This window comes from Enterococcus sp. DIV1206, assembly GCF_051712485.1.
GTDB lineage: Bacteria > Bacillota > Bacilli > Lactobacillales > Enterococcaceae > Enterococcus > Enterococcus faecalis.
Genome location: NZ_JBIOOZ010000001.1, coordinates 2,446,662 through 2,467,500, shown reverse-complemented (window position 1 = coordinate 2,467,500; position 20,839 = coordinate 2,446,662). Strand labels below are relative to the sequence as shown.

Annotated in this window: 25 protein-coding genes and 1 tRNA gene (1 of these 26 running past the window's edge); all 26 read left to right on the top strand. The window is 38.6% G+C overall.

What is annotated here, in order from left to right:
- Positions 1-32: transfer RNA gene (locus tag IGK86_RS12265), tRNA-Asn, on the top strand; it begins 42 nt to the left of the window's first position.
- Positions 33-224: 192 nt separating this feature from the next.
- The gene (bgsA, locus tag IGK86_RS12260) at positions 225-1,229 is read left to right on the top strand and encodes a cell wall glycolipid biosynthesis glucosyltransferase BgsA (protein WP_002359375.1); all 1,005 of its coding nucleotides are present in this window, start codon (positions 225-227) and stop codon (positions 1,227-1,229) included.
- A 46-nt stretch (positions 1,230-1,275) separates the two neighbouring features.
- Positions 1,276-2,499 carry a cell wall glycolipid biosynthesis glucosyltransferase BgsB gene (gene bgsB / locus IGK86_RS12255; protein WP_025193941.1) on the top strand — a complete coding sequence of 408 codons (1,224 nt, stop codon included), beginning with the start codon at positions 1,276-1,278 and terminating at the stop codon, positions 2,497-2,499.
- A 71-nt stretch (positions 2,500-2,570) separates the two neighbouring features.
- Positions 2,571-3,461: an NAD(P)-dependent oxidoreductase gene (locus tag IGK86_RS12250; protein ID WP_002359377.1), complete on the top strand. Its 891-nt coding sequence runs from the start codon at positions 2,571-2,573 to the stop codon at positions 3,459-3,461.
- 100 nt (positions 3,462-3,561) lie between these two features.
- On the top strand, positions 3,562-3,792 hold the full coding sequence (locus tag IGK86_RS12245; protein WP_002379802.1) for a YkuJ family protein: 231 nt from the start codon (positions 3,562-3,564) through the stop codon (positions 3,790-3,792).
- Positions 3,793-4,181: 389 nt separating this feature from the next.
- Positions 4,182-4,622, top strand: a complete 441-nt coding sequence (fabT, locus tag IGK86_RS12240) for a fatty acid biosynthesis transcriptional regulator FabT (RefSeq protein WP_002362455.1) — start codon at positions 4,182-4,184, stop codon at positions 4,620-4,622.
- A 15-nt stretch (positions 4,623-4,637) separates the two neighbouring features.
- Entirely contained in the window at positions 4,638-5,603 is a 966-nt protein-coding gene (locus IGK86_RS12235; protein ID WP_016617180.1) for a beta-ketoacyl-ACP synthase III, read from the top strand.
- A gap of 52 nt (positions 5,604-5,655) precedes the next feature.
- Entirely contained in the window at positions 5,656-5,883 is a 228-nt protein-coding gene (locus IGK86_RS12230) for an acyl carrier protein (RefSeq protein ID WP_002356278.1), read from the top strand.
- A gap of 136 nt (positions 5,884-6,019) precedes the next feature.
- Positions 6,020-6,976, top strand: coding sequence for an enoyl-[acyl-carrier-protein] reductase FabK (fabK, locus tag IGK86_RS12225; RefSeq protein ID WP_025193940.1), 957 nt, complete (start codon positions 6,020-6,022; stop codon positions 6,974-6,976).
- Positions 6,977-7,008: 32 nt separating this feature from the next.
- Positions 7,009-7,938, top strand: coding sequence for an ACP S-malonyltransferase (gene fabD, locus IGK86_RS12220; RefSeq protein ID WP_016617178.1), 930 nt, complete (start codon positions 7,009-7,011; stop codon positions 7,936-7,938).
- A gap of 3 nt (positions 7,939-7,941) precedes the next feature.
- Positions 7,942-8,679: a 3-oxoacyl-[acyl-carrier-protein] reductase gene (fabG, locus tag IGK86_RS12215; RefSeq protein WP_002356283.1), complete on the top strand. Its 738-nt coding sequence runs from the start codon at positions 7,942-7,944 to the stop codon at positions 8,677-8,679.
- 18 nt (positions 8,680-8,697) lie between these two features.
- Positions 8,698-9,933, top strand: coding sequence for a beta-ketoacyl-ACP synthase II (gene fabF, locus IGK86_RS12210; protein WP_010776117.1), 1,236 nt, complete (start codon positions 8,698-8,700; stop codon positions 9,931-9,933).
- 1 nt (position 9,934) lies between these two features.
- On the top strand, positions 9,935-10,423 hold the full coding sequence (gene accB, locus IGK86_RS12205) for an acetyl-CoA carboxylase biotin carboxyl carrier protein (RefSeq protein WP_002397489.1): 489 nt from the start codon (positions 9,935-9,937) through the stop codon (positions 10,421-10,423).
- 3 nt (positions 10,424-10,426) lie between these two features.
- Complete coding sequence (gene fabZ, locus IGK86_RS12200) at positions 10,427-10,852, top strand: 3-hydroxyacyl-ACP dehydratase FabZ (RefSeq protein WP_002356286.1); 426 nt, start codon at positions 10,427-10,429, stop codon at positions 10,850-10,852.
- Positions 10,853-10,859: 7 nt separating this feature from the next.
- Entirely contained in the window at positions 10,860-12,230 is a 1,371-nt protein-coding gene (locus IGK86_RS12195) for an acetyl-CoA carboxylase biotin carboxylase subunit (protein ID WP_016617176.1), read from the top strand.
- 94 nt (positions 12,231-12,324) lie between these two features.
- The gene (gene accD, locus IGK86_RS12190) at positions 12,325-13,191 is read left to right on the top strand and encodes an acetyl-CoA carboxylase, carboxyltransferase subunit beta (RefSeq protein ID WP_002356293.1); all 867 of its coding nucleotides are present in this window, start codon (positions 12,325-12,327) and stop codon (positions 13,189-13,191) included.
- Between the two features lies 1 nt (position 13,192).
- The gene (locus tag IGK86_RS12185; protein WP_002367302.1) at positions 13,193-13,981 is read left to right on the top strand and encodes an acetyl-CoA carboxylase carboxyl transferase subunit alpha; all 789 of its coding nucleotides are present in this window, start codon (positions 13,193-13,195) and stop codon (positions 13,979-13,981) included.
- 221 nt (positions 13,982-14,202) lie between these two features.
- A complete protein-coding gene (locus IGK86_RS12180; protein WP_002356296.1) occupies positions 14,203-14,730 on the top strand; it encodes a YqeG family HAD IIIA-type phosphatase in 528 nt (175 codons plus the stop codon).
- A complete protein-coding gene (gene yqeH / locus IGK86_RS12175; RefSeq protein WP_002381381.1) occupies positions 14,727-15,836 on the top strand; it encodes a ribosome biogenesis GTPase YqeH in 1,110 nt (369 codons plus the stop codon). The genes IGK86_RS12180 and yqeH overlap by 4 nt, the downstream gene beginning before the upstream one ends.
- 23 nt (positions 15,837-15,859) lie before the next feature.
- On the top strand, positions 15,860-16,171 hold the full coding sequence (yhbY, locus tag IGK86_RS12170) for a ribosome assembly RNA-binding protein YhbY (RefSeq protein WP_002356298.1): 312 nt from the start codon (positions 15,860-15,862) through the stop codon (positions 16,169-16,171).
- Between the two features lie 17 nt (positions 16,172-16,188).
- Positions 16,189-16,848, top strand: coding sequence for a nicotinate-nucleotide adenylyltransferase (locus tag IGK86_RS12165; protein WP_016617175.1), 660 nt, complete (start codon positions 16,189-16,191; stop codon positions 16,846-16,848).
- On the top strand, positions 16,826-17,416 hold the full coding sequence (yqeK, locus tag IGK86_RS12160; RefSeq protein WP_002356300.1) for a bis(5'-nucleosyl)-tetraphosphatase (symmetrical) YqeK: 591 nt from the start codon (positions 16,826-16,828) through the stop codon (positions 17,414-17,416). Before IGK86_RS12165 ends, yqeK begins: the two co-directional genes overlap by 23 nt.
- A 46-nt stretch (positions 17,417-17,462) precedes the next feature.
- Complete coding sequence (rsfS, locus tag IGK86_RS12155) at positions 17,463-17,801, top strand: ribosome silencing factor (RefSeq protein ID WP_033072556.1); 339 nt, start codon at positions 17,463-17,465, stop codon at positions 17,799-17,801.
- Position 17,802: 1 nt separating this feature from the next.
- Positions 17,803-18,543 (top strand): class I SAM-dependent DNA methyltransferase, encoded by a 741-nt coding sequence (locus tag IGK86_RS12150; RefSeq protein ID WP_002356302.1) that lies wholly within the window; start codon positions 17,803-17,805, stop codon positions 18,541-18,543.
- A gap of 80 nt (positions 18,544-18,623) precedes the next feature.
- Positions 18,624-19,811 carry a nucleotidyltransferase gene (locus tag IGK86_RS12145; RefSeq protein ID WP_002362361.1) on the top strand — a complete coding sequence of 396 codons (1,188 nt, stop codon included), beginning with the start codon at positions 18,624-18,626 and terminating at the stop codon, positions 19,809-19,811.
- Positions 19,812-19,897: 86 nt separating this feature from the next.
- Positions 19,898-20,617, top strand: coding sequence for a YebC/PmpR family DNA-binding transcriptional regulator (locus tag IGK86_RS12140; protein WP_002356305.1), 720 nt, complete (start codon positions 19,898-19,900; stop codon positions 20,615-20,617).
- The last annotated feature ends 222 nt before the right edge of the window (positions 20,618-20,839 follow it).

Sequence of the window (20,839 nt, the reverse complement as noted above, 5' to 3'; positions counted from 1 at the left end):
TGATGTCGTAGGTTCGAGTCCTACTGCCGGAGTTGAGCAAAAGCAAAAACCAACTTGGTTTTTGCTTTTTTTGTTTTATTCACTATTTTTTGATAAGCTTGAAGAAGGGACTTTAAAAACATTTATAAGATTAAAAGGATCCTACCGAAGAATGAATACATCAAATTTTAGCTATGGTATAATGTGTTTATTATAGTTAGTAAAGCAGAAAAGGAGGAGCGGGTTTGAAAATATTGTTATATTTTGAAGGTGAGAAAATCTTAGCTAAATCAGGCATTGGTCGAGCATTAGATCACCAGAAACGAGCGCTCTCTGAAGTTGGAATAGAATATACATTAGATGCTGATTGTAGTGACTATGATATATTGCATATTAATACATATGGCGTAAATAGCCATCGTATGGTCAGAAAAGCACGCAAACTAGGAAAAAAAGTTATTTATCATGCCCATTCGACAGAAGAAGATTTTCGTAATTCCTTTATTGGGTCTAATCAACTGGCACCATTAGTAAAAAAATATCTTATCAGTTTGTATTCCAAAGCGGATCATTTAATTACACCAACACCGTATTCTAAAACATTGCTAGAAGGATATGGCATTAAAGTGCCTATTTCGGCTATCTCAAATGGTATTGATTTATCACGCTTTTATCCTTCAGAAGAAAAGGAACAAAAATTCCGAGAATATTTTAAAATAGATGAAGAGAAAAAAGTAATTATTTGTGTGGGATTATTTTTTGAACGCAAAGGAATCACTGATTTTATTGAAGTTGCGCGACAGTTACCAGAGTATCAATTTATTTGGTTTGGTGATACACCAATGTATTCTATCCCAAAAAATATCCGACAATTAGTTAAAGAAGATCATCCAGAAAATGTTATTTTCCCAGGTTATATTAAAGGAGATGTCATCGAAGGGGCCTATGCGGCAGCGAATCTCTTCTTTTTCCCTTCTCGTGAAGAAACGGAAGGAATTGTTGTTTTAGAAGCGTTAGCTAGTCAGCAACAAGTTTTAGTGCGTGATATTCCAGTTTATCAAGGCTGGCTAGTAGCTAATGAAAATTGTTATATGGGTCATTCTATTGAAGAATTTAAAAAATATATTGAAGGCTTATTAGAAGGGAAAATACCTAGCACTAGAGAAGCAGGCTATCAAGTAGCAGAGCAAAGAAGTATCAAGCAAATTGGTTACGAGTTAAAAGAAGTCTACGAAACAGTCTTATCTTAACAAATATTGAAGGCAGTTATTGTTAGATGAAATGGAGGTAATGAGAGTGAAAATTGGTTTTTTTACTGATACGTATTTCCCGCAAGTGAGTGGGGTAGCGACTTCTATTAAGACCTTAAAAGATGAATTAGAAAAGCACGGCCATGAAGTGTATATTTTTACGACAACCGATCCTAACGCGACTGATTTTGAAGAAGATGTCATACGAATGCCTAGTGTGCCATTCGTATCTTTTAAAGATCGCCGAGTAGTGGTTCGCGGTATGTGGTATGCCTATTTAATTGCCAAAGAATTGGAATTAGATTTAATTCATACACATACTGAATTTGGTGCGGGTATTTTAGGGAAAATGGTTGGGAAAAAAATGAAAATTCCTGTCATCCATACGTATCATACGATGTATGAAGATTACTTACATTATATTGCTAAAGGAAAAGTTGTCCGTCCATCACATGTTAAATTCTTTTCAAGAGTGTTTACAAATCATACGACAGGTGTTGTTTGTCCCAGTGAACGTGTAATTGAAAAATTACGGGATTATGGAGTGACTGCACCAATGAGAATTATTCCAACAGGGATCGAAATTGATAAGTTTTTACGTCCCGATATTACTGAGGAAATGATCGCTGGAATGCGTCAACAACTAGGTATTGAAGAGCAACAGATTATGTTGTTATCGTTAAGTCGAATTTCTTATGAAAAAAATATTCAAGCAATTATGCAAGGATTACCACAAATTATTGAAAAATTACCACAAACTCGTTTAGTAATAGTTGGAAATGGTCCCTATCTAGAGGATTTAAAAGAATTAGCAGAAGAACTAGAAGTCAGTGAATACGTTCAATTTACGGGTGAAGTGCCAAATGAAGAAGTCGCGATTTATTATAAAGCTGCTGACTATTTTGTCAGCGCCTCAACGTCGGAAACACAAGGCTTAACTTATACAGAAGCGATGGCCGCTGGCGTTCAATGTGTTGCAGAAGGGAACGCCTATTTAAATAATTTATTTGATCATGAAAGCTTAGGCAAAACTTTTAAGACAGACAGTGATTTTGCCCCAACATTGATTGACTATATACAAGCAAATATTAAAATGGACCAAACTATTTTAGATGAAAAATTATTTGAAATTTCTTCTACAAACTTTGGCAACAAAATGATTGAATTTTATCAAGATACATTGATTTACTTTGATCAACTTCAAATGGAAAAAGAAAATGCGGACTCAATAAAAAAAATTAAAGTAAAATTTACATCTTTAAGAAAATAAACTGCAAAACTTTCCTCCTTCGTTTATACTGAAGGAGGAAAGTTTTTATTTTAAGAACGGAGGAAGCTACTATGTCTAAAATCGGCTTTATTGGAACGGGTGTCATGGGGAAATCAATTATTCGTAACATGATGAAAAACAATTTATCTGTCAATGTTTACAATCGAACAAAAAGTAAAACAGATGATTTAGTTGCTGAAGGAGCAGTTTGGTATGATACGCCAAAAGCAATTGCGGAAGCGAGTGATATCATTTTTACAATGGTTGGCTTTCCTTCAGATGTTGAAGGCGTGTATTTTAATGAAACAGGGATTTTTCAAGCAGATCTTACAGGTAAAATAGTAGTAGATTTAACCACAAGTACGCCGACCTTGGCTGAAAAGATTGCCAAAAAAGCAGCAGAAGTGGGTGCTCATGCGTTGGATGCGCCAGTTTCTGGTGGTGACTTAGGTGCTAAAAATGGTACTTTAACAATTATGGTTGGTGGCGATCAAGAAAGTTATGAGACCGTCTTACCAATTTTCAAAACATTTGGTAAAACGTTTATGCTACACGGCTCAGCTGGAAAAGGGCAACACACTAAGATGGCGAATCAGTTAATGATTGCAGGCACAATGACCGGGTTGACTGAAATGCTCGTTTATGCAAATGCGACAGGATTAACTTTAGAAAAAGTTCTGGAAACAGTCGGTGGTGGTAGTGCTGCGAACTGGTCATTAAGTAATTATGGTCCGCGTATTTTAAAAGAAGATTATACGCCAGGCTTTTTTGTTAAACATTTTATCAAAGATTTAAAGATTGCGTTAGATGAAGCAAAAAAACTTGACCTTCCATTGCCAGCGACGCAAAAAGCGACAGAATTATATGAAAGCCTTGCAGATAAAGGGTTTGAAAATGATGGCACACAGGCCTTAATTAAGCTTTGGTGGACAGATGGCAAGCAACCAACGAATAAAAATTAAAGAACAACAAAAAAATCAAAAAAAATGACGAAAAATCATGCAAGTTAGGCAATGTTTTGTTACAATGGTACAGAACTAGTTTGCAAAAGGAGGCCCACTGATGAAACATTCACAACTTGTGGCGATTATTAAGAGACTGGAAGCAATGATCGAAGCAGCAGATAATGAAGTACAAGTACGCCGCTTTGAACGTGAAGGCGTAGAGAAATGTATTGTAAGTTTTGATAAATCAACAGAAACATTTGAATTAACAGAATCTGATACGCACCAAAGCTATCAATTCGATAACATCGATATTGTAGCAATGGAAATTTACGACTTAATTCAATAATTAATCGTCCTACATTTTAATAAGGGAGTGGAGTAGAAGCACCAAAGCTTCTGGTTCACTCTCTTCTCGTATTATCCAGTCAAGTTGTAGCAATAGCTTAGTGGGAGTTTAAGAATTATATAACAAAAATCACTGGCACTTCTCAATCAGGGGAGTGCCAGTGATGCTTTTTAGTTGCACTTCTTTCCTTTTTCTGTGAAAATAGTTTGGGTATCAAAGTAATTGATCCTTTTTTTAAAAGCCTCGTCCCTTGAAAATGCGCCTTTTTTGAAATATTTGAAGAATATTTCATTAAAAATATAGAAAATTCTCTTGCATTCTTTGCTTATTTACGATATAGTTTGAACATCAAATGTTTTGATAATCAAAGTATATGGATGGTGCACAGAATGGAACCTAATTTAGAAACAGTCAACGATTACTTAGTCAGTGTCTTTAATGACATCTTAACGATTGAAGAATCTGAATTGAAAAAATCACAATTTAATGATTTATCCATTACGGAGATGCACACAATCGAAGCAATTGGTATGTACAAGAAAAAAACGTCTTCAGAAGTAGCCAAGGAACTGTCAATTACCGTCGGAACACTTACTGTAGCGATTAACAACTTAGTTAAAAAAGGCTATGTTGAACGTTTGCGTAGTGAAGATGATCGACGTGTAGTAAAGCTTGGCTTAACTAAAAAAGGAAAATTACTTTTTAGAGTCCATCAGCATTTTCATCGTGAAATGGTTAAAAACATTTTGAAAGGCATGGAGCAAGAAGAAGAACAAGCGCTGTTAAGAGCACTAAAAAATCTTCATGATTTCTTGCAAGAATACAAATAAAAAGTGAGGATCCCCATGAAGAATTATGCACGAATTAGTTGTACAAGCCGTTATGTTCCAGAGAATTGTGTCACGAATCAGCAACTGAGTGAAATGATGGATACCTCTGATGAATGGATACATTCGCGAACAGGCATTAGTGAACGTCGCATCGTTACGCAAGAAAATACGTCTGATTTATGTCATCAAGTCGCAAAACAGTTATTGGAAAAATCTGGAAAGCAAGCAAGTGAGATTGACTTTATTTTAGTTGCAACAGTGACACCAGATTTCAATATGCCTTCTGTTGCTTGCCAAGTGCAAGGCGCAATTGGCGCCACTGAGGCCTTTGCTTTTGACATCAGTGCAGCGTGTTCTGGTTTTGTCTATGCCTTAAGCATGGCAGAAAAACTAGTCTTAAGTGGTCGTTATCATACAGGTCTAGTAATTGGTGGCGAAACATTTTCCAAAATGTTGGATTGGACCGATCGCTCCACAGCGGTGCTTTTCGGTGATGGGGCTGCCGGCGTCTTGATTGAAGCGGCTGAGACACCGCATTTTCTAAATGAAAAATTACAAGCAGATGGACAACGGTGGGCGGCTTTAACTTCAGGCTACACGATCAACGAAAGTCCTTTTTATCAGGGGCATGAGCAGGCTAGTAAGACGCTACAGATGGAAGGACGTAGTATTTTTGATTTTGCGATTAAAGATGTTTCACAAAATATTTTATCACTCGTGACGGACGAAACCGTGGATTATCTTCTACTACATCAAGCAAATGTGCGCATTATCGATAAAATTGCACGTAAGACGAAGATTTCCCGCGAGAAGTTTTTAACGAATATGGATAAATATGGCAATACCTCAGCTGCTAGCATTCCCATCTTGTTGGATGAAGCAGTTGAAAATGGGACCTTAATTTTAGGTTCCCAACAACGCGTGGTGCTAACAGGATTTGGCGGCGGCTTAACATGGGGCTCACTGCTCCTAACGCTGTAAAAAACTGTTCACATATAAATGAAGAAAATGACTATTTTGGAGGAATATACACATGGTATTTGAAAAAATTCAAGCAATTATCGTAGAAGAATTAGGAAAAGATGCTGAAGAGGTACAATTAACTACAAACATTCAAGAAGAATTAGACGCGGATAGCTTAGATTTATTCCAAATCATTAACGAAATCGAAGATGAATTTGATGTGAAAATCGAAACAGAAGATGGCATCCAAACCGTTCAAGATTTAGTAACATATGTAGAAAAACAACAAGCAAACTAATACATGAAAATAGGGGGCTGGGACATTTAATTGCTAAATGACCCAGTCCCTAAAAAAACAAGTAAATAAGCCGGAAAAATCCTTTTTTACTTGAATGAAGTGTACTTATCTTAGAACTAAAGGACGTATAAAATCAATGAATCAACAGTTATGTGAGTTGCTTGGAATCAATTATCCCATTTTTCAAGGCGGTATGGCTTGGGTAGCCGATGCTTCATTAGCAAGTGCCGTGTCAAACGCTGGTGGATTAGGGATTATTGCTGGCGGCAATGCCCCAAAAGAAGTCGTAAAAAAAGAAATTAAAAAAGTTAAAGAATTAACGGAACAACCCTTTGGTGTCAATATTATGTTACTTTCACCTTTTGTCGATGAAATTGTCGATTTGGTTTGTGAAGAACAGGTTCCTGTCGTAACGACAGGTGCAGGCAATCCAGCCAAATACATGGCTCGTTTTAAAGAACATAACATTAAAGTAATCCCAGTAGTTCCTTCAGTTGCTTTAGCAAAAAGAATGGAAAAAATTGGTGCCGATGCTGTCATTTTTGAAGGAATGGAAGCTGGTGGACATATTGGCAAGTTAACCACTATGAGTGGCTTACCGCAAATCGTTGATGCTATGTCAATTCCTGTGATTGCAGCAGGTGGGATTGGTGATGGTCGTGGTATGGCTGCGGCCTTTATGTTAGGTGCTGAAGCAGTCCAGTTAGGCACACGTTTTTTAATTGCAAAAGAATGCAACGTTCATCCAGACTATAAACAGAAAGTTTTAAAGGCACGTGATTTAGATGCAGTAATTACCTGTCAACATTTTGGCCATCCAGTGCGTACTTTAAAAAATAAATTAACTGCTCAATATAATCAATTAGAAAAGCAAGAACTTCAAAAAGAAGTACCTGATTTAGAAATGTTTGAAAAGATTGGTCAAGGCGCTTTGCGCAAAGCTGTCGTTGACGGGGATATGGATTACGGTTCCGTCATGGCGGGACAAATTGCCGGGTTAATAAAAAAAGAAGAAACAGCCCAAGAAATCATTGATTCACTCATGTCTGAATGCAAAGCGATTGTACATAAGATGAATCAGCGTTGGGGCTAAGTGAATAATTTTAACAAAAAATGAGGTGTCGTATGAAAACAGCGATTTTATTTAGTGGACAAGGAGCCCAGTATCAAGGGATGGGTGAAGAATTATATCACCAAGAAGCGATTGTTCGGGAAACTTTCGATGAAGCAAGTCATATCTTAGGTTATGAGATGGCAGAACTTTGTTTTACTGAAAATGAACGTTTAAATGAAACAGAATATACGCAACCTGCTATTTTGACAGTCAGTGTCGCATTTTACCGTCTTTTGCAACAAAAAGGACTAATGCCTGATGTCGTAGCGGGTTTAAGCTTAGGGGAATATAGCGCTTTGGTTGCCAGCGGGGCTTTGCGTTTTTCAGAAGCAGTGGCCTTGGTCCAAAAGCGCGGTCAGTACATGACAGAAGCAGCACCACAAGGAACTGGCAAAATGGTTGCTGTCATGAATGCTGAGCGTGAAGTAATTGAGAAAGCCTGCCAAGAAGCCAGTGCTTTCGGAATTGTGGCTCCAGCAAATTATAATACACCACAACAAATCGTGATTGGTGGTGAGGTTGCTGCTGTTGATCAAGCGATGACACTTCTCAAAGAAGCTGGTGTGAAGCGAATGATTCCGTTAAATGTGAGTGGCCCTTTCCATACGGCACTGTTACAACCAGCATCAAAAAAGTTGGCTCAGGATTTAGCAAAATTGAACTTTCAAACGATGCAAATTCCTGTCATTAGTAATACGACTGCCGAAATTATGCCCCAAGAGGCAATTCAAGCGTTATTGGAAAAGCAAGTCATGTCTGCGGTACGTTTTGAAGACAGTATCGAAACGATGAAGGCTATGAACGTGGGAACGATGATTGAAGTTGGTCCAGGGAAAACATTAACTGGTTTTGTTAAAAAAATTGACAAAACAATTGAAATGCACCGTGTGGAAGATGTTGCAACATTAACAGAAACGTTAACAGCACTTACTGGGAGGTAAAAAATGGAATTAACAGGGAAAAACGTATTTATTACTGGAAGCACTCGTGGGATTGGCAAAGCAGTTGCATTGGCTTTTGCGAAAGAGGGCGCCAATATTGTTTTAAACGGTCGGAGTGAGATTACGCCAGAACAACGACAAGAAATTGAAGCCTTTGGGGTAAAATGTATTGGCCTTTCTGGAGATATTTCCGATTTTGATGCAGCAGGTGAGATGATTCAAGCAACTGTTGACCAATTAGGCTCGATTGATATTCTGGTGAATAACGCTGGGATTACGAATGATAAATTATTATTACGAATGACAAAAGAGGATTTTAATGCCTGTTTAGATATTAACTTGGTAGGAACTTTTAACATGACCCAACAAGCGGTTAAACGTATGATGAAACAACGAAGTGGTCGGATTATTAATATGGCTAGCGTTTCTGGTTTAATGGGAAATGTTGGTCAAGCAAACTACGCTGCGAGTAAAGCCGGTGTCGTTGGTTTTACTAAATCGGTGGCACGAGAAGTTGCGCCGCGCGGTATTACCTGCAATGCGATTGCACCAGGGTTTATCCAAACAGAAATGACGGATGTTTTATCGGAAAAAGTTAAAACACAAATGAATGCGCAAATTCCCTTACAAACGTTTGGGCAAGTCGAAGATGTCGCAGCTACAGCGATATTCTTAGCTAAAAGTCCCTATATTACTGGGCAAGTCGTGAATGTTGATGGCGGCTTAGTCATGCACGGATAAACGAAAGGAGTCAAAAGGATGAATCGAGTAGTTATTACCGGTTACGGTGTCACCTCGCCGATTGGCAATGAACCTGAGACTTTTTTAGAAAGTTTGAAAACAGGGGAAAATGGTATCGGACCGATTAGTAAATTTGATGTTAGTGAAACAGGTGTCACCTTAGCAGCTGAAGTGAAAGACTTTCCAATGGAAAAATATTTTGTTAAAAAAGATGGCAAACGCATGGATAAGTTTTCGTTATTTGGCATTTATGCGGCCTTAGAAGCAATGGCTATGAGTGGCTTGGATACCAGTCAACTAGATGTGGATCGGTTTGGCGTCATGGTGGGTTCCGGGATTGGTGGTTTGGAAACAATTCAAAATCAAGTAATTCGGATGCACGACAAAGGACCTGAACGTGTGGCACCGTTATTTATTCCAATGGCGATTGGAAACATGGTGGCGGGAAATATTGCTTTACGTGTTGGTGCCAAAGGAATTTGTACGTCAACAGTGACGGCTTGTGCTAGTGCAACTCATTCAATTGGGGAAGCGTTCCGCAATATCAAACATGGCTACTCCGATGTCATTATTGCTGGTGGAGCAGAAGCGCCTATTACAGAAATCGGTATTTCAGGATTTGCTTCCTTGACCGCTTTAACAAAGGCGACTGATCCAGAAAAAGCCTCAATTCCCTTTGATAAAGAACGTAGTGGATTTGTGATGGGAGAAGGAGCGGGTGTCTTTATTTTAGAATCATTAGATCATGCTCTAGAACGAGGCGCAACTATTTTAGGTGAAGTGGTTGGCTATGGTGCTAATTGCGATGCCTATCATATGACATCGCCAACACCAGATGGGAGCGGCGCAGCGAAAGCCATGGTACTAGCAATGGAAGAAGCGGGGATTTCTCCAGAAAAAATTGGCTATATTAACGCCCATGGAACAAGCACACAAGCTAATGACAGTGCAGAATCTAAAGCAATTGAATTGGCTTTAGGTGATGCCGCAAAAACGGCGTATGTAAGTAGTACAAAGAGTATGACGGGACATCTCTTAGGCGCCGCTGGTGGAATTGAAGGAATTGCTACCCTAAATGCTTTACAACATCAATTTATTCCGCCAACCATTAATGTGGAAAATCAAGATGAAGCAATTACGGTGAACGTTGTTTTAAACGAAAGCAAAGAGCATAAATTTGATTATGCTTTAAGTAACTCGCTAGGCTTTGGTGGCCACAATGCAGTTATTTGCTTAAAACGCTGGGAGGATTAACATGCAGTTAGAAGAAGTAAAAGCACTATTAACACAATTTGATCAATCAACTTTAACCGAATTTGATTTACGAGAAGGCTCGTTTGAATTATATATGAATAAAAATACAGTTTCTGGACGAAGTGCCGTAGAACCAGTGGCGCAACCACAAGAAACACCAGTAGCCGCTAGTGGTGTGTCAGTGCCTGTTGAAACAGTTTCTGTCGTTGAAGAAACGCCAACCAATACACCGACAGCCAATGAAAAGACAGAAGAAATTACGTCACCTATTGTAGGAATCGTTTATTTACAACCAGCACCAGATAAAGAGAACTTTGTCAAAGTAGGAGACACTGTTAAAACGGGTGACGTTGTGTGTATCGTTGAAGCGATGAAATTAATGAATGAAATTACGGCGACAGTTGACGGCGTGATCACCGAAGTGTTAGTCAACAATGAAGATGTGGTTGAATTTGGTCAGCCGCTATTCCGAGTTGCTAAAGGAGAATAAAACATGAAATTAACAATTACAGAAATTCAAGAAATTTTACCACATCGCTATCCCTTTTTATTATTAGATAGTGTTGAAGAAGTCATTCCTGGGGAACGCGTTGTAGCGAAAAAGAATGTAACGGTTAATGAGCAAGTTTTTCAAGGTCATTTTCCTGGGAATCCTGTTTTGCCAGGAGTTTTAATTATTGAATCGTTGGCTCAAGCAGGCGCCGTGGCATTACTTTCAATGCCTGAATTCAAAGGGAAAACGGCATACTTTGGTGGATTAGATAAAGCAAAATTTAGACAAAAGGTAACACCAGGCGACACATTAATTTTAGAGGTTGAACTTTTAAAAGTCCGCGCTTCTGCTGGAATGGGTAAAGGTGTGGCAAAAGTTAATGGAAAAAAAGTTGCCGAGGCTGAATTAACCTTTATGATTGGATAGGTGAAAAATGTTTTCGAAAGTATTAATCGCAAACCGCGGAGAAATCGCTGTTCGTATTATTCGTGCCTGTCGCGAATTAGGCGTTCAAACAGTTGCTGTTTACTCTGAAGCGGATCAAGAAGCGTTACACACACAGTTAGCAGATGAAGCCATTTGTATTGGACCGGCGAAAGCAACTGATTCTTATTTAAATGTTCAAGCTGTTTTAAGTGCAGCGATTGTTACCAATGCTGAAGCGATTCATCCAGGGTTTGGTTTCTTATCTGAAAATAGTCAATTTGCTTCAATGTGCGAAGAATGTAACATTACTTTTATCGGTCCTAAAGCAGAAACGATTGATGCAATGGGCAATAAAATAAACGCACGTCAACTGATGCAAAAAGCCAAGGTACCTGTTATTCCTGGGAGTGATGGCGTCATTGATTCTGTCGAAGAAGCGTTGACGATTGCTGAAAAAATTGGTTACCCAGTGATGTTAAAGGCAGCTGCTGGTGGTGGCGGAAAAGGAATCCGAAAAGTTCTTTCAAAAGAAGAGTTACCGAAACACTTTACTTCAGCGCAGCAAGAAGCCAAAGCCGCATTTGGTAATGATGATATGTATTTAGAAAAAATTATTTATCCAGCACGTCATATCGAAGTGCAAATTTTAGGTGATCAATATGGGCATGTGATTCACTTAGGGGAACGTGATTGCTCACTACAAAGAAATAATCAAAAAGTGTTAGAAGAATCACCATCGATTGCTATTTCTGAAGAAAAGCGTCAGATGTTAGGCGAAACGGCCGTTCGAGCGGCACAAGCTGTGCATTATGAAAATGCCGGAACCATTGAATTTTTGATGGATCCAGCTGGCGACTTTTATTTCATGGAAATGAATACCCGCATCCAAGTCGAACATCCAGTTACGGAAATGGTAACAGGGATTGATTTAGTCAAAGCGCAATTAGAAATTGCTTCAGGTGAACCTTTAGGCTATACCCAAGAGGATGTTATCATGACTGGGCATGCGATTGAGTGCCGAATTAACGCTGAAAATCCTGCCTTTAATTTTGCTCCTTCACCAGGTAAAATTCAAAATCTCTTGTTGCCTAGTGGTGGAATGGGCTTGCGTGTAGACAGCGCTATGTATTCAGGGTATTCAATTCCACCTTATTATGATTCAATGATTGCGAAAGTCATCGTACATGGTGAAAATCGTTTTGATGCCTTGATGAAAATGCAAAGGGCTTTAAATGAAATTGTAACAGAAGGTATTATTACGAATGCCGAATTCCAATTAGATTTAATTACACATGACAATGTTTTGACAGGTGACTATGACACAAGCTTTTTACAAGAAACATTTCTACCAAATTGGGAGCCAGAAAGCAATCATTAAAGAAAGAACGCCGCAAGAGCTCTCTTGCTTGGAAAGATCAGTGATCTTTTGAAAGGAGCTGAGCTCTTGCCGCTAAAATACGAGGAGTAAGCAAATGGCATTATTTAAAAAGAAAAATTACATTCGCATTAATCCAAATCGTGCTGATGCAAATGATGCATCAAAGAAGCCTTCTGTTCCAGATAATATGTGGGCAAAATGCCCTTCTTGTAAGCGAACACTGTATACAAAAGAAATGGGTGCAGAAAAAATCTGTCCGCATTGTGGCTATAGTTTTCGGATTGGTGCATGGGAACGATTAGCGATAACCGTTGATGAAAAAAGTTTCCACAATTGGGACAGTGAATTAGTGACAAAAGATCCACTAAATTTTCCTGGTTATCTTGAAAAAATTGAAAAAATGCAAGAAAAAACTGGGCTAGATGAAGCTGTCTTAACGGGAGAAGCAACAATTGAAGGACAAGCTGTTGCAATTGGAATCATGGACGCTAATTTTATCATGGGCAGTATGGGAACGATTGTTGGTGAAAAAATCACACGCTTGTTTGAGCGGGCGACAGAAAAGCATTTACCAGTAGTGATTTTCACTGCATCTGGTGGTGCCCGTATGCAAGAAGGAATTTTTTCATTGATGCAAATGGCGAAAATTTCGGCCGCTTTGCAACGGCATAACAAAGCAGGCTTGCTGTATCTTACGGTATTGACTGATCCAACGACTGGCGGTGTTACAGCAAGTTTTGCGATGGATGGCGATATTATTTTGGCAGAGCCTCAGAGTTTAATCGGTTTTGCTGGCCGCCGTGTAATTGAACAAACGATTCGTCAAGAGTTGCCAGATGATTTTCAAAAGGCCGAGTTTCTTTTAGAACATGGTTTTGTAGATCAGATTGTGCCAAGAAATCTTTTGCGTCAACGATTGAGCGACTTGTTACGTTTACATTCTTTGGAAGGGTGGCGTTAACATGGAAAAGAAAACAGCCAATGATGTTGTTACCTTGGCAAGAGCCCAAGATCGTTTGACAACTTTAGAATATATAGAAGCCATTTTTGAGGACTTTTTAGAATTTCATGGGGATCGTTACTTTGCCGATGATTTAGCTGTAGTCGGTGGTGTTGCTACTTTGCAAGGGAAACCAGTTACAGTGATAGGTATCCAAAAAGGCCGAAATCTACCAGAAAATATTGAACGTAATTTTGGTTCACCTAATCCTGAAGGGTATCGCAAAGCGTTACGTTTAATGAAACAAGCGGAAAAATTTAATCGTCCAGTCATTACCTTTGTGAACACTGCTGGTGCCTATTGTGGGATTGGTGCCGAAGAGCGGGGAGAAGGGGAAGCCATTGCGCAAAACCTGTTAGAGATGTCTGATTTGAAAGTGCCAATCATTTCAGTCATCATTGGTGAGGGTGGCAGTGGCGGTGCTTTAGCTTTAGCAGTCGCAGATGAAGTTTGGATGTTGGAACACACGATTTATGCGGTTCTTTCGCCAGAAGGTTTCGCCTCTATTTTGTGGAAAGATGGCAGTCGTGCGAAAGAAGCAGCAGAATTGATGAAAATCACAGCGACAGAGCTGAAGGAATTAGCTATTGTAGATAAAGTAATTCCAGAAGTTATGAACGGTCAGCCTCTGGAACAAGCAAAAATTAATCGCATGTTACAAAAAGCGTTTATTTCAAAATTAACTGAATTAGCTAAATTAGATACGGAAACGTTACTAGAAAAAAGATACCAACGTTTTCGCAAATATTAGAAGTTACTACTCATCAACGAACTTTTCAGGGGTTGATGGGTGGCTTTTTTTATTTTTTCTTTTATTTTACTTGTTCTTTTACAAGGAACGACCGTCCTTTATAGAAATTTTCAGTAAAATGCAGTATAATACAATAGGTAGAGACTGAAGCATAATTGTTTAGTTATGTTTCAGTCTCTTAAAATCGAAGAAACTACATAGTGTCAGTGAGAGGAGTCACGATGTTTTCAAAATATAAACCGACATGGATGATTGATGCGATTTATAAAATTACCCCCGCACAATTAAAAAAACTGGGGATTAAGGCAGTACTAACTGACTTAGATAATACGTTAATTGCTTGGAATAATCCCGATGGAACAGAAGAATTAAAAACTTGGTTATTAGAAATGAAAAATGCAGGAATTACTGTCCTCGTTGTTTCAAACAACAAAGACAGCCGGATTAAACGCGTTGTTGAAAAGTTTGACTTAGATTATGTAGCACGTGCCTTGAAACCAACCGCACGTGGCTTCAAATTAGCAGAAAAAAAATTAGGCTTGAAGCCATCTGAAATGTTAATGGTCGGCGATCAGATTATGACAGATATTCGGGGAGCTAACGCAGCGGGTATACGCAATGTTTTAGTTCAACCGATTGTCGATACAGATGGCTGGAATACTAGAATCAATCGGTTCTTTGAACGGAAAATTATGAAATACTTATCAAAAAAACATCCAGAAATGACATGGAGAGGCGGATTAGAATGACAGAGGCAATTCATTGTATTGGCTGTGGTGCGATTATCCAAACGGAAAATCCTCATGAATTAGGCTATACACCAAAAACAGCTTTCGAAAAAGGAATGGAAACAGGGGAAGTTTATTGCCAACGTTGTTTTCGCTTAAGACATTATAATGACATTCAAGATGTCCAATTAACAGATGATGACTTTTTACGTTTATTGAATGGTTTAGGAACAGAAGATGCACTGATTGTGAACGTAGTGGATATTTTTGACTTTAATGGCTCTCTTATTCCAGGACTACATCGTTTTATCGGAGATAATCCTGTGTTGTTAGTTGGCAATAAAGTGGATATTTTGCCTAAATCATTAAAAAAACCTAAAATGGTTCAATGGATGAGAGAACGGGCCCATGAAGCAGGATTACGCCCTGTTGATGTTTTACTGACAAGTGGCAAGAAACCACAAGAAATGCAAGAGTTATTAGATACGATCGAAAAATATCGTGAAGGCCGAGACGTTTATGTCGTAGGTGTGACCAATGTTGGAAAATCAACATTAATCAATCAAATCATTCAACAAACAGTGGGTGTTCAAGATGTGATTACGACATCACAATTTCCTGGAACAACGCTAGATAAAATTGAAATTCCATTAGACGATGGCCACTTCTTAATCGATACGCCGGGAATTATTCACCGTCATCAAATGGCACATTACCTAGGTAAAAAAGACTTGAAAATTATTGCACCGCAAAAAGAAATCAAACCGAAAGTTTACCAATTAAATGCTGAACAAACCTTGTTTTTAGGTGGCTTGGCTCGCTTTGATTATGTCCAAGGTGCTAAAAGTTCCTTCATTGCCTACGTTTCCAATGACTTAAATTTACACCGAACAAAAACAGCAACCGCCGATGCTTTTTATGAAAAACATGTTGGTGGCTTATTGCAGCCCCCACGTGCCGATGAAGTCGCTGAGTTTCCTGAATTAGTGCGCTTTGAATTTTCCGTGAAAGAAAAAACGGATATTGTGTTTGCTGGTCTAGGTTGGATTACTGTCACAGAACCTGGTGTAGTCGCTGGTTGGGCGCCTAAAGGTGTCGATGTTTTACGTAGAAAAGCATTAATTTAAATTTTAGAGAGAAGGCAAACAATTTGAAACTTAGAGGAAAACAAAAACGTTATTTACGTAGTCAGGCACACCATTTACAACCTATTTTTCAAGTAGGCAAAGGTGGTTTGAATGACGCAATGATTACACAAATTGATGAAGCGTTGGAAAAACGTGAATTGATTAAAATTACGTTATTACAAAATACAGATGAAGTAGCAGAAGAGGTTGCAGAAGAACTAACAGCAGCCATTCATTGCGATGTGGTACAAATTATTGGTCGCGTGTTGGTCTTATTCAAGCCATCAAGTAAAGAAAAATATCAAAAAATTTCAGCAGCAGTCAAAGAGATTTAATATTGGAGGGATGAACAATGGGAGAAAAAAGACAAGCGCGTCAAGGAGCGGACGTTCTCTTGCAAGAGGAACCGTTACGTTTTCAAACAAGAAAGCAAGTCGGCTTGTTAGGTGGTAATTTTAATCCCGTTCATTTAGCACATCTTGTCATGGCCGATCAAGTTCAAAATCAACTAGGTTTGGACAAAGTTTACTTAATGCCTACGTACTTACCACCACATGTAGAAGAAAAGAAAACAATTAGCAGCGAACATCGGTTAGCAATGTTAGAACTAGCGGTGTCTGATAATCCCTGCTTAGATATTGAGCCAATTGAATTAATTCGCAAAGGCAAAAGTTACACGTATGATACGATGAAAACTTTAAAAGAAGCCAATCCAGATACTGATTATTATTTTATAATTGGTGGAGATATGGTGGAATACTTGCCCAAATGGCATCGGATTGATGACTTACTCCATTTAGTTCAATTTGTTGGCATTCGGCGTCCTAATTATCCAACGGAATCTACCTATCCAATTATTTGGGTCGATGTTCCGCAGATGGCGATTAGTTCCACTTTGATTAGACAAAAAGTCAAAAGTGGTTGCTCAACACGCTATCTTCTTCCAGAGAATGTGATAAACTATATTCAAGAGAAGGGACTGTATCAAGATGAGCTGGATAACAAATTATGATGCTGCACAACGTGAATTATTAATGCAAAAAGTTCAAATGCAAATGAGTGAACGTCGCTTTCGCCATGTGTTAGGAGTCGAGGAAACAGCTGTGGCCTTGGCAGCGAAATATGGTGCCGATGAAGCGAAAGCCAGTATTGCTGCTTTGACGCATGATTACGCCAAAGAACGTCCAAACGATGAATTCGAGTTGATTATTCGCCGAGATGGTTTTGATTTGGCTTTATTAAACTATGGCAATGAAATTTGGCATGGCTTAGTTGGGGCGGATATTGTTCAACGGGAATTAGCCATTGATGACGAAGAAATCTTGCAGGCAATTCGTGTGCATACAACTGGGGCTGCTAAGATGAGCTTGCTAGATAAAATTATTTATGTCGCAGATTACATTGAACCAGGACGTGATTTTCCAGGTGTGAAAGAAGCCCGTGAAATTGCTCTTGTTGACTTAGATGCAGCGGTTGCTTATGAAACGAAACATACCTTGTTACATTTGATTGAACAAGAACATAAAATTTATCCAAAAACGTTAGAGACCTACAATCAATGGGTCGTTAATCAAAAATAAAAGAAGAAAGAATTACTAGGAGGGAACTATCATAGATAGCCAGAAAATTTTAGAAATTGCTGTCAAAGCAGCAGATTCAAAACGAGCAGAAGAAATTGTCGCATTAGACGTAAGAGAGATTTCATTATTAGCAGATTATTTTTTAATTTGCCAAGCCAATAGTGAACGTCAAATCAATGCGATTGTTGATGAAATTAACGAACAAGAAGCCAAAAATCAAGTAGAAGTCAAGCGTGTGGAAGGTAAAGAAGGCGGAAAATGGATTTTAATCGATTTAGGCGATGTTATTGTCCATGTATTCCAATCTTCAGAACGTGCCTTTTACAACTTAGAAAAATTATGGTCAGATGCCCCAATGGTGGATCTAAGCGCTTGGGTCGACTAAAATGGCCTATGAAACGTTTGCTTTCGTCTATGACGAAGTGATGGACGAAAGCCTATACCAAAAATGGTTGGATTTTTCCAATCGTCATCTCCCACAAGGAACCCAACAAATTCTTGAAATGGCTTGTGGTACAGGCGCTTTAGCAGTTGATTTTGCGAAAAGTGGTTATGATGTGACGGCCTTAGACTTATCAGAAGAAATGTTGATGATTGCTAGTGAACGAGCCTTTGAAGAAGAAGTGCCAGTTCAATTTGTTCAGGGAAATATGCTAGATTTATCTGAAGTGGGACAATACCAAGCCATCACTTGTTTTTCTGATTCACTGTGCTATATGGCTAATCGCCAAGAAGTACAACAAGTGTTCGATGAAGTTTATCAAGCGTTAGAAGAGGAAGGAACGTTCATTTTTGATGTTCATTCTACTTACAAAATTGATTCAGTTTTTCCAGAATATAGCTATCATTATCAAACAGAAGAATTTGCTTTTCTATGGGATAGTTACGCTGGTGAAAAAGAACACAGCATCGAACATTTCTTAACATTTTTTGTGAAAGAACAGGAAACAGATGAGCACTTTGTTCGGTATGATGAATTGCATCAAGAACGAACCTATTCGTTAGATAACTATTTACGAATGTTAGAAAGTGCTGGTTTCATGAACGTCAAAGTTTATGCAGACTTTACAGATGAAGCACCAACTGAAACAAGTGAACGCTGGTTCTTTGTTTGTCAAAGAGATTAATAAGATTTGGCTTATGAGCTTGGGACAGCGCTTAAAAACGTTTGTCTCTTTGCTGATAAGTCCATTTTTTTATAACGGAGGTGGCTAGAGTGAAAGCCTGTGGCATTATCGTGGAATATAATCCCTTTCATAATGGACATCGCTATCATGCCCAACAAGCTCGCCAACAAAGCGGAGCTGAAGTAGTGATTGCTATAATGAGTGGAAATTTTTTACAAAGAGGAGAACCAGCCTTACTAGATAAGTGGGCCAGAGCAGAAGAAGCTTTGCAAAATGGTGTGGATTTAGTCATTGAATTGCCGACAGCTTGGTCGGTACAGTCTGCGGATTACTTTGCCAAAGGCGGTATAAAGTTATTGCAGGCGTTGCAATGTGAGAGCTTATGTTTTGGAACAGATAGTACAAGCGCAATTGATTATGCGGCTTTCGGCCAGTTTGTCCAAGAAAATCAATCCTTAATTGATCAAACGTTCCACGCATTGACAGACAAACAATTGAGTTATCCACAAAAAATGACTGCTGTTTTTCGTCAAGTATATCCTGAAAGCAGGTTTGATTTTTCTTCGCCTAATCATATTTTGGGGATGAGTTATGCAAAGGAAAATGCCACGTATCCAACCCCGATGACGCTCTACCCAATTGCTAGAAAACAAGCGGGCTTTCATGATGCAACGATTTCTGGGAAAGTTGCTAGCGCCACGGCGATTAGGCAAAGTGTTTTTCAACAAGAAATAACGCAAGTGCTGCCAACGGTTCCTTCTATAACCGCACAACATTTACAAACACAGACAATGATTTCATGGGAAAACTATTGGCCCTTCCTAAAGTATAAAATTGTTCAATCCTCGTTAGAAGAGTTACAAGCCATTTACCAAATGACGGAAGGACTTGAATATCGACTAAAAGATCAAATCCAAGCAGCAGGTTCTTTTCACGAATTAATGGAACGTATGAAAACGAAGCGTTATACTTGGACAAGATTGCAACGATTAGCAACTTATATATTGTTAAATATGACCAAAGAAGAAGTTGAAACTGTTTGGCAAAACAGTTATCTCCATGTGCTAGGATTTACGCCAAAGGGACAAGCTTATCTAAAAGAAACCAAAGCACAGATTCAATTGCCGGTAATTTCCAAAGTATCTAAAGAAAACCGCGCAATGCTTTCGTTAGATATTCGCGCCAATCAACTATACCAGATGGGAGATTCTTCTTTAAAAGAACAAAATTTTGGTCGGTTTCCCTTACGATTTTCGCCAGATACCTAAAAAATACTTAACAAAAATCAGTTTCCCCAGTATAATAAACAAGGGATAAGATACTAACAACAAATCAGAGAAAGCGAAGTGAGAATATGGGCCGTAAATGGGCAAATATTAAAGAGAAAAAAGCTGCCAAAGACGCAAACAATAGCCGTGTTTATGCAAAATTCGGGATTGAAATTTACGTAGCAGCGAAGTCAGGAGACCCTGATCCTCATGCAAACCAAAAATTACGGTTTGTAATCGAACGCGCCAAAACATACAATGTACCAAAACATATTATTGATCGCGCTATTGAAAAAGCAAAAGGTTCAGCAGATGAACAATATTCTGAATTACGCTATGAAGGATTTGGGCCAAATGGTTCAATGGTCATTGTTGATGCTTTAACAAACAACGTGAACCGAACAGCAGCAGATGTGCGGGCCGCATTTGGTAAAAACGGCGGAAACATGGGTGTCAGCGGTGCTGTTTCCTACATGTTTGATAATACAGGTATCATTGGCTTTGCTGGTGACGATGCGGATGAAATTTTAGAATACTTAATGGAAAAAGACATTGATGTTCGCGATGTTGTTGAAGAAGACGGTCAAATTATCGTTTACACAGAACCAGAAGATTTCCACCATGCACAAGAAGCGTTAAAAGAAAAAGGCATTGAAGAATTCACGGTTACTGAGTTAGAAATGGTTCCACAAAACGAAGTAACATTAGAAGGCGACGATTTGGCGAACTTTGAAAAAATGTTAGACGTTTTAGAAGATTTAGAAGATGTTCAAAAAGTTCATCATAATGTAGATTTACCTGAATAATCCATTTGTTCGTTTGTTTTAAGATTTAGAAAGAGGTCGGGACAGAAGCGTTTAACTCCGAGAAATAAGAAGGAATTTCCGAAAATTGTTCTATAATTTTTGGAGAATTTCGGCTTATTTCCGAAGGAGTTGCTTCTGTTCCCGCCGTTTATCAATTTTTAAGCCTGGGACAAAAATCCAAAGTGATTTTTGTCCCAGGCTCTTTTTTTTTCATATAATACA